General features: G+C 69.2%; 17 protein-coding genes. 9 read left to right on the top strand and 8 right to left on the bottom strand.

The window, feature by feature from the left end; all coding sequences use genetic code 11:
- Positions 1-6: 6 nt before the first annotated feature.
- Complete coding sequence (locus VF612_RS17155; protein WP_408661070.1) at positions 7-1,035, bottom strand: iron ABC transporter substrate-binding protein; 1,029 nt, start codon at positions 1,033-1,035, stop codon at positions 7-9.
- Positions 1,036-1,124: 89 nt separating this feature from the next.
- Between VF612_RS17155 and VF612_RS17150 the strand changes: the two genes are divergently transcribed.
- The 3 genes from VF612_RS17150 (at position 1,125) to VF612_RS17140 (ending at position 3,194) form a co-directional block, all read left to right on the top strand.
- On the top strand, positions 1,125-1,424 hold the full coding sequence (locus tag VF612_RS17150) for a hypothetical protein (protein WP_408661069.1): 300 nt from the start codon (positions 1,125-1,127) through the stop codon (positions 1,422-1,424).
- A 94-nt stretch (positions 1,425-1,518) separates the two neighbouring features.
- Positions 1,519-2,064 carry an RNA polymerase sigma factor gene (locus VF612_RS17145; protein ID WP_408661068.1) on the top strand — a complete coding sequence of 182 codons (546 nt, stop codon included), beginning with the start codon at positions 1,519-1,521 and terminating at the stop codon, positions 2,062-2,064.
- Positions 2,061-3,194: a hypothetical protein gene (locus tag VF612_RS17140; RefSeq protein ID WP_408661067.1), complete on the top strand. Its 1,134-nt coding sequence runs from the start codon at positions 2,061-2,063 to the stop codon at positions 3,192-3,194. The genes VF612_RS17145 and VF612_RS17140 overlap by 4 nt, the downstream gene beginning before the upstream one ends.
- Positions 3,195-3,222: 28 nt before the next feature.
- Here the strand turns inward: VF612_RS17140 and VF612_RS17135 are convergent, their stop codons facing one another.
- From VF612_RS17135 to VF612_RS17125, 3 genes are all read right to left on the bottom strand, one after another.
- On the bottom strand, positions 3,223-3,513 hold the full coding sequence (locus VF612_RS17135; protein ID WP_408661066.1) for a hypothetical protein: 291 nt from the start codon (positions 3,511-3,513) through the stop codon (positions 3,223-3,225).
- A 118-nt stretch (positions 3,514-3,631) separates the two neighbouring features.
- Positions 3,632-4,081, bottom strand: coding sequence for a VOC family protein (locus VF612_RS17130; protein WP_408661065.1), 450 nt, complete (start codon positions 4,079-4,081; stop codon positions 3,632-3,634).
- Between the two features lie 23 nt (positions 4,082-4,104).
- On the bottom strand, positions 4,105-4,752 hold the full coding sequence (locus VF612_RS17125) for a hypothetical protein (protein WP_408661064.1): 648 nt from the start codon (positions 4,750-4,752) through the stop codon (positions 4,105-4,107).
- Positions 4,753-4,785: 33 nt separating this feature from the next.
- On the opposite strand from VF612_RS17125, the gene VF612_RS17120 reads away from it, so the two are divergent.
- On the top strand, positions 4,786-4,923 hold the full coding sequence (locus tag VF612_RS17120; RefSeq protein WP_408661063.1) for a hypothetical protein: 138 nt from the start codon (positions 4,786-4,788) through the stop codon (positions 4,921-4,923).
- Positions 4,924-4,939: 16 nt separating this feature from the next.
- On the opposite strand, the gene VF612_RS17115 is transcribed toward VF612_RS17120, so the two are convergent.
- Positions 4,940-5,428 (bottom strand): winged helix-turn-helix transcriptional regulator, encoded by a 489-nt coding sequence (locus tag VF612_RS17115; RefSeq protein WP_408661062.1) that lies wholly within the window; start codon positions 5,426-5,428, stop codon positions 4,940-4,942.
- Between the two features lie 47 nt (positions 5,429-5,475).
- On the opposite strand from VF612_RS17115, the gene VF612_RS17110 reads away from it, so the two are divergent.
- Together VF612_RS17110 and VF612_RS17105 are read left to right on the top strand one after the other, a co-directional pair.
- The gene (locus VF612_RS17110) at positions 5,476-6,903 is read left to right on the top strand and encodes a DHA2 family efflux MFS transporter permease subunit (protein WP_408661061.1); all 1,428 of its coding nucleotides are present in this window, start codon (positions 5,476-5,478) and stop codon (positions 6,901-6,903) included.
- A gap of 143 nt (positions 6,904-7,046) precedes the next feature.
- Entirely contained in the window at positions 7,047-7,586 is a 540-nt protein-coding gene (locus VF612_RS17105; RefSeq protein ID WP_408661060.1) for a methylated-DNA--[protein]-cysteine S-methyltransferase, read from the top strand.
- Between the two features lie 84 nt (positions 7,587-7,670).
- Here the strand turns inward: VF612_RS17105 and VF612_RS17100 are convergent, their stop codons facing one another.
- Complete coding sequence (locus VF612_RS17100; RefSeq protein WP_408661059.1) at positions 7,671-8,453, bottom strand: DNA-processing protein DprA; 783 nt, start codon at positions 8,451-8,453, stop codon at positions 7,671-7,673.
- A gap of 222 nt (positions 8,454-8,675) precedes the next feature.
- Between VF612_RS17100 and VF612_RS17095 the strand changes: the two genes are divergently transcribed.
- Positions 8,676-9,500 carry a ComF family protein gene (locus VF612_RS17095; RefSeq protein WP_408661058.1) on the top strand — a complete coding sequence of 275 codons (825 nt, stop codon included), beginning with the start codon at positions 8,676-8,678 and terminating at the stop codon, positions 9,498-9,500.
- On the opposite strand, the gene VF612_RS17090 is transcribed toward VF612_RS17095, so the two are convergent.
- A complete protein-coding gene (locus VF612_RS17090) occupies positions 9,497-9,817 on the bottom strand; it encodes a hypothetical protein (RefSeq protein ID WP_408661057.1) in 321 nt (106 codons plus the stop codon). The genes VF612_RS17095 and VF612_RS17090 overlap by 4 nt on opposite strands.
- 88 nt (positions 9,818-9,905) lie before the next feature.
- Here VF612_RS17090 and VF612_RS17085 point away from each other — a divergent pair, with 88 nt between their 5' ends.
- Positions 9,906-10,235, top strand: a complete 330-nt coding sequence (locus VF612_RS17085; RefSeq protein ID WP_408661056.1) for a hypothetical protein — start codon at positions 9,906-9,908, stop codon at positions 10,233-10,235.
- A 171-nt stretch (positions 10,236-10,406) separates the two neighbouring features.
- Here VF612_RS17085 and VF612_RS17080 read toward each other — a convergent pair whose 3' ends face one another.
- Entirely contained in the window at positions 10,407-10,940 is a 534-nt protein-coding gene (locus VF612_RS17080; RefSeq protein WP_408661055.1) for a DUF309 domain-containing protein, read from the bottom strand.
- A 115-nt stretch (positions 10,941-11,055) separates the two neighbouring features.
- Here VF612_RS17080 and VF612_RS17075 point away from each other — a divergent pair, with 115 nt between their 5' ends.
- On the top strand, positions 11,056-12,600 hold the full coding sequence (locus VF612_RS17075) for a helix-turn-helix domain-containing protein (protein ID WP_408661054.1): 1,545 nt from the start codon (positions 11,056-11,058) through the stop codon (positions 12,598-12,600).
- The last annotated feature ends 47 nt before the right edge of the window (positions 12,601-12,647 follow it).

The raw sequence follows: 12,647 nt of genomic DNA, 5'->3' as shown, positions 1-12,647 counted from the left end.
GCAGTGTTACAGAATGCCGGCCTTGGTCATCATCTCGACGACCTGCGGACCGTTCAGCTTCGCCTCGTCGATGGACGGCGCGCCCAGCTCGGTCAGCGGCTTGAGGGCCGCGTTGGCCGCGACACCGCTGCCGACCGGGTACTCGAACGAGGTGCCGGTCCGCAGGATCTCCTGCCCTGCCTTGCCGGTCACGAACTTCAGGAACTTCTGCGCGGCCTCGGCATGCTTGCTCGAGGCCAGCACCCCGCCGCCGGAGAGGCTGACGAAGGCGCCCGGGTCCTGGTTGCCGAAGTAGTGCAGCTTGGTGTTCTTGCTGTTCTCCTTCGTCTTTGCCTGGTCGCCGATCCAGTAGTAGTGGTAGATGACGCCACCGTCGATCTGGCCGGCGTTGACCGCCTTCATCACCGCGCCGTTGCCCTTGTAGGGCTGGACGTTGGTCTTCATCGCGTCCAGCCACGCCTGGGTGGCCTGGGGGCCCTTGAGGTCGAGCATGGCGCTGACGATGGCCTGGAAGTCCGCGCCGGCCGGCGAGGCGCCCCACCGGCCCTTCCACTTCGGGTCGGCCAGGTCCATCAGCGACTTGGGCAGCTGCGCCGTGGTCAGCTTGGTGGTGTTGTAGACGAACACCGTGGACCGGGCCGCGATGCCGACCCACTTGCCGGTCGAGGGCTGGTACTGCTCGGGCACCTGCGCCACGGTGGCCTTGTCCACGTCGGCGAACAGGCCGGCGTTCTCCACGATGGTCATGGCCGGGGAGTTCTCGGTCAGGAAGACGTCGGCCGGGCTGGCCTTGCCCTCCTGCTTGAGCTGGTTGGCGATCTCGAAGTCGTTGCCGTTGCGCAGCACCACCTTGATGCCGGACTCCTTGGTGAAGGCATCCGCCCAGGCCTGCGTCAGCGACTCGTGCTGGGCGTTGTAGACGGTCACCGTGTTCTTGTCGGCGCCGGCGTCCGACGAGGAGCTGCAGGCCGACATCGCCAGTACCGTGGCTGCTAGCGGCGCCAGCGTCGCGAGCCGCCGAAAACGAAACCTCATCAACCCTCCAAGTTAGGTAAGGCATACCTTATATAAGGACCAGCGCGCCGGTCCATCCGGGTCGTGCTGCGAGCGGATCGGGGGATCGGATGCGCAGGTTCTCCCGCGGTGACCGGGTGGTGCTGCGTGCGGCCGTGCGCCGGGGCCGTCGGCACAAGCTGGGACGGGCCCGGGTCCGCAAGGGCGCGTCCGGCCGGGTGGTACGCCGGCACTCGAAGTTCTTGAAGCCGCCGCGCTACGACGTGGACTTCCGGCGGGGATCCAGCCGGTCGGTCACGGTGCGCAAGGTGCCGGCCGCCTCGTTGCGACGCCGGTGGAGCCCGCTGACCCTGGTGCTGGCCGTGCTGATCGTGGCGCTGGTGATCGGGTACCTCTCCCAGCACGCCTGAACCGTTCTCGTCGGGTTCGTCCCCCGTGCAACAAATCGTGCCCTCACGCGTCTTAGCTGCAGTTACCGTGGCGCGAAGAGAAGGTGGGGCGTCGATGGACTCGATCGCGGGCAGGCTGGCCGTCGCCCGGCGCGAGCCCGAGCCGGTGGACGACCGTAGCTTCGACGCGCTCTACCGGGCCCAGTGGTGGCCGATGCTCCGGCTGGCGCAGGGGCTGGTCGACGACGTCAGCTCTGCCGAGGACGTGGTGCAGGACGCCTTCGCGGGCCTGTACCGGTCGGCTGCGGTGCTGGCCGACACCGGCGCGGCCACCCGGTACCTGCGCGCCAGCGTCGTCAACGGCGCCCGGTCGGCGCTGCGCCGGCGCCGGACGGTCCGCGCCTGGCTGGGACAGGTCCGCGACGGCGAGCATGCTCCGGCCGCCGATGAGCCCTCGCTGCGCTCAGCTGACCAGGAGCTGGCCCGCCGGGCGCTGGCGGCCCTGCCCAGCCGGCAGCGCGAGGTGCTGACCCTGCGCTTCCTCGCCGACCTCACCGACTCCGAGATCGCGGACGCGACCGGCATGTCGGCCGGGCACGTCCGATCCGCCGCCAGCCGGGGCCTGGCCACCTTGCGCACCACTCTGGGAGGGCTCTCGTGAACGACGCCGACATCAAGACCCTGATCAATTCCGCCGTGGACGGCGAGCTCGCCGGCCACCGCACCCCGCCGGCGTGGGACCGGGCCACCCTGCTGGAACGGCCGGGCCCGGCTCGGTCCGCGCCGGACCCGGCTCGATCCGCGCCGACTCGCCGGGCGGCGGCCTGGACGGTTCCGGTGCTGGCGGCCTCGGCGGCGGCGCTGCTGGCGGCGGGCTCCATCGTGGCGATCAACCACAGCCGCGACAGCCGGTCGAACCAGGTCGGGCCGGCCAGCCCGGCGCCGTCGGTCTCGCTCTCGGAGTCGGTCAGCACGAACCGGGACAAGGCGGCCCGTGAGTACTCCGAGGCGGTGGCGACTGCCGTGGAAGCGAGCGAGGCCGCTGGGGTCTCGGTCGGGCCGCTGTCAGCCCAGGACACCGCCCGGTTGAAGGACCCCCGGTTGAAGGACACCGGCCTCCATGGGTTCGATATCACCGGCATGCCGGCGCCGCGACCGGGCAAGACCTACTCGTTCACCATGAGCTACCGGGTCGGCCCGAGCGATAACCCGCCGGCCGTCCTGACGACCGAGGTGCGAGACGCCGCCTCCGGCACCTGCGCCCAGCCCTTCCTGGCGCGACCGGGCTACGCCTACCTGATCCACTGCCGCATAAGCCTGCTGGCAGGCGTCAAGGCCAGGGCAACGCTCACGCTGCGGACGCCGACCGGTACGTCGTCGGATGGGATCGAATTCTCCGTCGAGTACTCCGAGGCGCTCGCCAGCGCCCCGGAGGCAAGCAAGGTGGCGGATGTCTCCGAGCGGCCGGCCTCCGCCGAAGAGCTTCGGGACGGGGAATCCTTCGGGCTGCTGGGGAACGGTCCCATCGCCCTGCCGGCGGGGGGTCGGAGCTACCTGGTGCCTTTGATCTACTTCCCGCCCTCGGATGCGGCCCCGATATCGGTCCTGGCCGTCAGGTTCGAGGACGTTACGGCCGGCCGCTGCCCCCGCGCGTTTCAGATCCGGCCGGCTCACGCGTACGTCATCCGCTGCCAGGTGACCTTCCGTGCCGGCGCCGTCGGCGTTGCCCACTATGAAGTGACCGGACCGCGGGGCAAGAGCGCCGCGACAATCGAGCTCAGCCCTCCGTGACCTGACGGCCCCGACCGACCGGGCCGCCCTAGACGCCGGGGATGTCGGCGGCCCGCAGCGCCAGCGCCATGAAGGCGTCGGCCCGGCGCTGGTCGCCGGTCCGGGGCTCGAAGCGACCGTGGGCCATGGCGTCGGCGTCCATCAGGATCAGCTCGGCCTCGACCCGCATCAGCGCCCGGATCAGCGGGCAGTTGTCCGGCAGGTCCATGTTCAACCGGACCACTCCGTCGGCGGCTGGTGACAACCTGGCCTGCAGGAGAGCGGCGATCAGTTCGTCGCGGCGTTCTCCCGCGACGAGGTCAGCACCGTAGTCGTTCATGGACGCGAGCCTAGGCTGCCTGCCTGCAAAGGTCAGCCGATTACCCCGACGCCTGGCCCGCATACCTCCCTGATCGGCCGGGCCGGATGGATCTTGAGCAGGCCCCGGGAGCCGCGCGTCAATGCAGGCAGAATTCGTTGCCCTCCGGGTCCTGCAGCGTGATCGCGTAGTGGTCCAGGCCGTCCTGGTGGTGCTCGGCCACCTGCCGGGCGCCGGCCTTGACCAGCCGCTCGGTCTCGGCCTTGATCCGCCGCCGGCGCTCGTCGATCGGGACCTGGCGCCCGCCGCCGATCTCCAGGTCCAGGTGCAGCCGGTTCTTTGTCTGCTTGGTCTCGGGCACCTTCTGGAACCAGATCCGCGGCCCGCGGCCGTCCGGGTCCACCACCGAGTCGCAGAGGTCGTTGTCGTCCAGCTCGTGCTCGGACACCCCGATGGCGAGCAGGAATTCGTACCAGCTGGTGAAGCCCTCCGGTGGTGGCTCGGGAACGTAGCCGAGCGCCTCGCACCAGAACCGCACCAGCCGGGACGGGTCCGCGCAGTCGATGCTGACCTGGAATTCGGTGGCCATGACTGCCTCCCCTTCTCGATCCGCTACAGCGACTTCAGCTCGGCGCAGCTGGACAGGCCGAAGCCGGCGAGGTAGGCCGCGAGTGTCCTGCTGTGGTTGGGCACGGCCGACAGCGCATTGGCGTCGGCCTGCACCTTCGCGGCGTCGCGCGCCTTGCTGTGGACGATCATCCGCTGTGCCACCGGCTTGAACGCGGCGAAGTCGGCCTTCTCGACCGACAGCCAGTTCTTCTGCAGGATGGCGCGCTCGGCCGACCGGTTCACCAGGGCCTCGGCCTGGGAGATGAAGGACGGCCCCAGCCGCAGGGTCGCGGTGAGGTTGGCGGTGATCGCGTCGAAGTCGGTCGCGGCGGTGGGCGTCGGCAGGGCCTTGACCCGGGTGCCGAAGGACGCGCAGAGGGCATTCATCTCGATCAGGAAGTCCGGCTTGGACAGCACGCCCTTCGGTGTTCCGGCCGAGGTCGAGGCGAACCCTGGCGCGGGGGAGCTGCTGCTGGCCGTGGCGGAGCCCGCGCTGGAGCTGGCGCTGGGAGTCGCGCTCGAACTCGCGCTCGTACCGGTGGACGAGGTGGCCGGCGAGGCCGATTTCGAGGACGACCCGTCGCAGCCGGCCAGGATCAGGCACAGCACCGCCAGCGGCGCCGGCCACCGGACGGCGGGCGTCTTGGTCATGGCAGGTCTCCTAGCTGTCGAGGCGGCGGGTAGGTGATCGAGGCGGCGGGTCTGGTCGAGGCGGCGGGTCTGGTCGAGGCGGCGGTGGACGGCTCGCGGCTCGGGAGGATGGCTGCGGCAAATCAGGGTCTCATGATGCGCCCCGGCCCTGGGAGCGGCCTGCTGGAGTGACAGCGCCAGGCGAACGTCAGTCGGCCACCGGACCGGCGACGTCCCAGCCGGGCACGTTCATCCGCCGGCGCAGGTCTCGGCGATGCACCGTCTCACCGCACTCGGCGCAGATCCAGGCGCCGCGCAACGGATGGTCGTGGTGCAGCAGCGTGATCGGCGGGGTGTCGACCGCCCACTCATCGCCCCACTGCAGCAGCGCCTCCAGCACCGGCGCCAGCGCCACGCCGGCCGGCGTCAGGTGGTAGTCCCAGCGGGCAGGAGAGTCCTGGTACTGGCGCCGTTCGAGCACGCCGGCCTCGACCAGCGCCTTCAGCCGGGCGGCCAACCGGTCCCGGGGCGCTCCGGTGTTGCGGGCGATCTCGCCGAACCGCCGATTGCCGAACATCACCTCCCGCACCGCCAGCAGCGACCAGCGATCGCCGACGATCTCCAGCGCGGCGGCCGCCGAGCAGGGCCGGCCGGGCAGCGTGTTCGGGTCGATCCGGGGAGCACGGAGAGAGGTCACGTTTCAAGGTTGGCATATCAAACTGACCGTCGCTACCGTCCGGGGACATGACGGTAGGAATATCAAACTCCGCATCTTCCGGGCGCCGGCTCGTCCTGATCGTGGTGGTCGCCGCGGTGTTCATGACGAACCTCGATCTCTGGATCGTCAACGTCGCGCTGCCCACGATCAGCTCCGACTTCAGCGCCGGCGGGCGCCCGCCGCGGCTGTCGAGCCTGTCCTGGGTGCTCAACGGCTATGCCGTGGGGCTGGCCGCCCTGCTGGTGGTGGCCGGCCGGCTCGGGGACCGGATCGGGCATCGCAAGGTATTCCTGGGCGGCGTGCTGCTGTTCACGGTGAGCTCGGGCCTGTGCGCGCTGGCGCCGAACCTGCCGGTGCTGATCGCGGCCCGGGTGCTGCAGTCGGTCGGCGCGGCCGCCCAGCTGCCGACGTCGCTGGCGCTGCTGATGACGGTCTTCCCGGCCGAGCAGCGCACCACGGTGGCCCGGGGCTGGTCCGCGGTCGGGGCGCTCGCCGCCGCTGCCGGGCCGCTGATCGGCGGGTTGCTGGTGCTGCACAGCTGGCGCTGGGTCTTCGTGGTGAACCTGCCGATCGGGCTGCTGTCGCTGATCGCCGGGCTGCGGGTGCTGCCCCATCCGCCGGTCCGGGAGCGCGAGCCGCTGCCGGACCTGGTGGGCGCGGCGCTGGTCATCGTCGCGGTCGCCAGCCTCACCGGCGCGCTGGTGCAGGCGCCGGTATGGGGCTGGGCCTCGGCGGCCACGATCGGGCTGCTGGTGCTGGCAGTGGTGGCGACCGTGCTGTTCCTGCTCCGGTGTGCGCGGCACCCGGCGCCGCTGTTCGAGCTCAGCCTGTTCTCGGTGCGCGGCTTCGGACTGGCGAACGCGGCGATCTTCGTCTTCAGCATCGCGTTCTCGATCATGCTGCTGTCCAACGTGCTGTGGTGCCAGGAGGTCTGGCATTACTCGCCGCTACGCACCGGCCTGGCGATGGCGCCCGGCCCGGGGCTGGTTCCGGTGGTCACCCTGCTCTCGGCCCGGGCGGTGCACCGCTACGGCACCGCCCCGGTGGCGACCGCCGGATCGCTGCTGTTCGCGGCGGGGATGCTCTGGCAGGCGGCCTTCCTCAACACCGACGTCTCCTACGCCGCGGACCTGCTGCCCAGCATGGTGCTCGGCGGCACCGGCGTCGGGCTCGCGTTGAGCACCCTGATCGCCGCCGGCGTCACCTCGCTGCCGCCGCAGCGCTCGGCGACCGGCTCTGCGGTGGTCAACGCCGGCCGGCAGGTCGCGGCCGCTGTCGGAGTGGCGGTGCTGGTCAGCCTGGTGGGGGTGCGCGTCAGCGCCGGCAGCCTCTCGGAGTTCCGGGCCGCCTGGGTGGTCGCGGCCTTGTTCGGGATGCTCGCCGCCGGGCTGGCTGCCGCGGTGCCCCGGCCGCGGCCGGCTCCGGCCCCGGCGCCCGCCGTGGCAGCCACCTGATCGCCCGGGACCGGCACCTGGCCTGATCGGCTTGTTGCGGCCACCCGATCGCTTGTTGCGGCCGCCCGATCGCCTGTTGCGGCGCCACCTGATTGACGGTGGCGCCTAAGTGATTGACGGTGGCGCCTAAGCTGGCAGCCATCATGACTGCTGCCGGATACGCGCTGTTCCCCACCGCGGTGGGCTGCTGCGCGCTGGGCTGGAGCGGCCCCGCGATCGTCGAGGTGAACCTGCCCGAGGCGAGCCCCGACCAGACCCGCCGCCGGATGGCCCGCCGGCTGCCCGGCAGCAGCGAGCAACCGCCGCCGGCCCCGGCACGCGAGGTGATGGAGCGGATCGTGGCGCTGTTCGACGGCTCCGGTGACGACCTGGCCGACATCGAGCTCGACCTGTCCGGCTCGCCGGAGTTCCACCGCTCGGTGTACCGGGTGACCCGCGGCATCCGGCCCGGGACGACGCTGTCCTACGGAGCGATCGCCACCGAGCTGGGACTCCCTGGCGCGGCCCGTGCGGTCGGCCGGGCGCTGGGACACAACCCGTGCCCGATCATCGTCCCGTGCCACCGGGTGCTGGCCGCCGACGGCTCGATGCACGGCTTCTCGGCCAACGGCGGGGTGGCGACCAAGCGCCGGATGCTGCAGTTGGAAGGCGCGCTGCCGCCCGACGAGCCGACCCTGTTCTGAGCACCGCTTTGAGCCGTGATGGCAGTAGGACTCAAGGTCCGTTTGGACGCGGGCCGACCAGCTCCAGCTGCGACTGAATCGGCATTACATGAGACTGAGTTGCGTCGTTCCGCTCGGTAGGTCGTCAAGCAGCGCTTCCAGTTCTGCCCGGCTGCGAACCACACTCGCGCCTTTGCTCTGGAGTTGCTCATTTCCGGATGGCAATCCTGATAGTTGAAGTGCGATGACGGGCTGCCCTTGAGCTAGCGCATGCAAGCCGGCGGCGAGCGTGCCGCCTGTGTCTCCTGCCTCGACGACGACAAGTGCTCGGCTCAGTCCTGAAATCACGGCGTTGCGAGCCATCGCGGCTCCAGCGCTCCACGGTTGGCTGGGTGCGAACTGAGAAACGACAACCGCACGGGTCGGGTCCCAGGCCCGGGCGAAGTCACCTCTGCGGATCCGGAAGTGATCGATGCCTTCGGCAAGAACCATCACCGTCGCTCCGCCGGCGTCCAGCGCTGCGGTATGGGCGACGACATCGACGCCGCGCGCATATCCTGAGACGACCGTGAACCGGTGGGATGCCACCGCCTCGCCGCACGCACGTGCAGCGCGCAGACCCTCCTCCGTCGCATGTCGCGACCCGCACAAACCAAGGGCAGGGCGTTCCAGCAGCTGCAACGGGCCGCGAAGGAACAATGCCGCTGGAGCGTTGCGAGTGGCGGCCAAGTTGCTCGGATAGGGGGCCCGGCCAAGCAGTAGGGCGACCACGCCGTCCCCATGAAGCCGCCGGGCGGTCTGCTCGACGGCGAGGAGTTGATCTGCCGAGAGGCCGTCCACAAGAGCCTGGAAGGCGTCAAGGTCGTAGCGCCGGACCTTTGCCGTCATGGTGGCTAGGCCGCCGCCGTGCTGCGTAGCTGCTACCGCGAACCGGAGCCGCTCAAGTGGGCTTACGTCCAACGCTTCGCCCCCTCGACCCCACGCCTCGACTTCAGGACCATATTCGAACATGTGTTCTATCAAGTCAAGAACCGACTGCGGCGTGTCGCCAGCTCGCTCCACGGTAGTCAGGAGACGATATAGCAGTCGACTCGATCACAGCAGGCCGGAATGAGCTCTCGCCAACAGCCTCGTCTACTGAGCAACCGAGGCGGGGGCTGCGTCGAAGAGTTTGAGATCACGCCAGCGCCGCCCGGCCGTCATCTGCTGCGCATCAACGGTCCCGAGGGGGCGCTCAAGCAAGTCATTCTCAACGATCCCCGCTACTCGCAGGGATCACCGGCCAGGCGGGTGCTGACCGGCGAGGGCCTGACACCATCGGCTACAACCATGGAGTTGTTGACCCTGCTCCGGGAGGTGCTCACGTTGCCTTCCAGCGGTGCCCTGGATTTTGCGATCGCCATCGACTGGACCAAGTCGCCGGCAGAGGGTGTGCGTTCCCAGGACTGGAGTAATACCGAGATTTTCCAGCTGGTTCATCGTGCCAAGTACTGGTACAGGGAGTCCAAGGACGCCCAAAAACAGAGAGACATGGGACTTGCCGTGGTCGCCCAGCTAAGGGCGGTTATTGAGCGGCATCCCTTGCTGCGTGAGGTCGATGCGATCGTCGCTGTGCCCGGTCACGACTCGAAGGTTGTTAGCTTCGGAGCCAGATTGGCGGCGGCGGTGGCTCATCAGCGCCAAATTAGATTCGTGCGGTGCGCGGCGCTGAAAGAGTTCCGCACACCGGCGAAGAGCCTCGACTTCGCTGCCCGGCGCACGGCGATCGAGAACCAGTTTGTCTGTTCCGAGAACCTGCGTGCTCTCCGTGTCCTGGTGATTGACGACATTTACAGCAGTGGAGTTACTGCCGGCGAGACGGCTCGGGCCCTCCGGGTAGCCGGTGCCAACGGCGTTGCTGTGTTGTCAGCGGTTAGGACTATGAGGTCTGGCTAGAACTCCCACATGACATCCTGCGGCCGGGGAAGGCCGGGCACGGTGACCATGTCTAGGAGCTGAGCGACTTCCCCAGAGACAGCCTGCGCCAAGGCGGTCTGCTCATGCAGACCACCAGCCACGAGTGTCATGACTGATTGGCCGAGAGTGATCACGTGCCTATTCGACCAGTCCCTGCCGAGGGAGTCGAACTGCCGCGAAGCGCTGGCCAGGGTTGCCTGCCAGCCCTCTAGCAGCACCTGGTCCGCAAGGAACGACTCCAACACATCGCGGACTTCCACGATGGGTTCGAACAGGCTGGCCAGCTGATTCACCATCTGCCTCACTAAATCTATATTTAGTATGTACCTTCATTATATCTATTGGATATGGAGCCCTGGCTTTACGACATGCGGAGGGAGGGCCATGACGGAGCAACAAGGCGTGCAACTGGACGCAAACGCTGTCGCGGCGACGACCGCGACAAAGTCTGCGGCCGTGTCTTGGCCATTCCCCGTCGACAGACGCCTTGACCAGCTTGTAAACCTGGCCAATGAGGCTGGGGCCAACACCAGGCGGCAAGAGCTCGCAGCTGCCCTGGTCGCTTCCTCCTCGACCAAACCGGATCAACTACTTGAGCTGATCATCCGATGGCGCAAGCAGCTGGTGCGCGATATCGTCCTCGACATTCCCCAGGCGGCGCAGGTGGTTGACATTCCGCGCTACCGCCCAGGTCGGCGGCGAATCGGGAGCTAACCCGCAACAAGGCGCGGTCCGACTTCCATAGACGAGTCACGGCGGTCGCTATCCGAGCACATAGTGCAGTCGTCCCCTCGGACCCCGACCGGGCAGCCATGGTGTTCAAGAATCGAGGTCGACTTCCGAGCGGCCAAGCGAAGCACGTGATGGCAGCGCTGGCCGGGACGGTCAGCCGAGCGTCAGCCGGGGTGGTCCGAGCGGCGGCTCGCCTTCTCCACCCGAGCCGCCCGCTGCCAACGCTCCGGACGCCGCCGCTGCCAACGCTCCGGACGCCGCCGCTGCCCACGCCTGCAGGCCGGCGACGTCCACGCCGTGCGGCGGCCGGTCGGAGTATCCGGAGATGTTGCCGGCGCCCCGGCTGATCAGCGCCGCCGCTCCCGCGAGGTTGCCCCGGGCGGCATGGGTGAGGCCCACCGCCAGCTGGGCCAGCCCGCGCCACAGCTCCCGCTCGGCGGCCGGAGCGGCCTTCCACGCGTCCTCGAGCACCTCGTGCGCCTGGAACGGCCGGCCCGCGTCGAGCAGCAGCTGTGCCTGCCGCAACGAGTCCGCCGGCGTGCCGGCCGGTGGGTCGAGCACCGGCTCGGCGCCCTGCGCGTCATAGCCGAGGGGCCGGCCCAACGCGTCGCGCGGGCGGGCGTTGCGAGGCCGGCCCCGGGCGTCGCGGTCCCGGTCGCCACGGTCGCGAGGTGGGTCAGCGCTCATGTCTCCATCCAAACATCTCACCGGCTTGACGCCGAGCCGGCGTCCGCCTGGGTTCTGCCGGGAAACGCCGTCTGTTCGGCAGATGTGAACTCATATCTGAGATATTGTGACGAGCATGGTCGAAGATGTCAGTGCCGCCAAGGACTACGCCCGGCAGGTGGGCACGCTGATCCGGGATTCCCGGAAGAACCGCGGCTGGACGCAAGCCCAGCTCGCGGAGAACCTCGGGACGTCGCAGAGCGCGATCAACCGGATCGAGCAGGGCAACCAGAACCTCAGCCTGGACCTGCTGACCCGGATCAGCGAGGCGCTGGATTCGGAGATCGTCTCCTTCGGCCGTCCCCGGCAGCCGCACCTGCGGGTGGTGGGCGGTCGCCGGCTCAGCGGCAGCATCGACGTCAAGACCAGTAAGAACGCCGGTGTCGGGCTGCTGTGCGCCTCCCTGCTCAACGAGGGCCGCACCGTGCTGCGCAAGGTGGCCCGGATCGAGGAGGTGAACCGGATCCTGGAGGTGCTCAACAGCATCGGGGTCCGCACCCGCTGGCTCAATGCCGACAACGACCTGGAGCTCGTGCCGCCGGCCCGCCTGGACCTGGCCGGGATGGACCTGGAGGCCGCCCGCCGGACCCGCAGCATCATCATGTTCCTGGCGCCCTTGATGCATTTCGAGAAGTCCTTCGAGCTGCCCTATGCCGGCGGCTGCGCGCTGGGCACCCGGACGGTCGAGCCGCACATGACCGCGCTGCGGCCCTTCGGCGTCGAGGTCGAGGCCGCGGCCGGGGCCTACCGGGTCCACGTCGATCCGTCGGTCACCCCGGTCCGTCCCATCGTGCTGACCGAGCGCGGCGACACCGTGACCGAGAACGCGCTGATGGCCGCGGCCCGCCGGGTCGGCGTCACGGTGATCCGCAACGCCAGCCCGAACTACATGGTGCAGGACCTGTGCTTCTTCCTCACCGAGCTCGGCGTCCGGGTCGAGGGCATCGGCACCACCACCCTCACCGTGCACGGCGTCCCGGAGATCCGCCGCGATGTCGACTACTCCCCGTCGGAGGACCCGATCGAGGCGATGAGCCTGGTGACGGCGGCCATCGTGACGTCCTCGGAGATCACCATCAACCGGGTGCCGATCGAGTTCATGGAGATCGAGCTGTCGCTGCTGCAGGAGATGGGGCTGCGCTACCAGCAGAGCCCGGAGTACCCGGCGGCCAACGGGCGCACCCGGCTGGTGGACCTGACCGTGTTGCCCTCGACCCTGCACGCGCCGCTGGACAAGATCCACCCGATGCCGTTCCCGGGCCTGAACATCGACAACCTGCCGTTCTTCGCGGTCATCGCCGCGCAGGCCGAGGGGTCGACGATGATCCACGACTGGGTCTACGACAACCGGGCGATCCACCTCTCCGACCTCACCCGCCTGGGCGCCGACGTGCGCCTGCTCGACCCTCACCGGGTGCTGGTCACCGGGCCGACGCGCTGGTCGGGCGCGGAGATCGTCTGCCCGCCGGCGCTGCGTCCGGCGGTCTGCATCCTGCTGGCGATGCTGGCCGCCAAGGGCCACTCGGTGCTGCGGAACGTCGACATCATCGCCCGCGGCTACGAGCAGCTCTACGAGCGGCTGGTGGAGATGGGGGCGCAGATCGAGGTCTTCTCGGACTGAAGAAGGACTCTTTTGCCCCCCACCACTCGCAGGCTCGCGGCGGGCCC

Origin of the sequence: Jatrophihabitans sp. (assembly GCF_036388195.1) — a bacterium.
Lineage (GTDB): Bacteria > Actinomycetota > Actinomycetes > Mycobacteriales > Jatrophihabitantaceae > Jatrophihabitans_A.
Note: the sequence above shows the minus strand (reverse complement) of the source record. Positions and strands in the feature narration are given on the sequence as shown.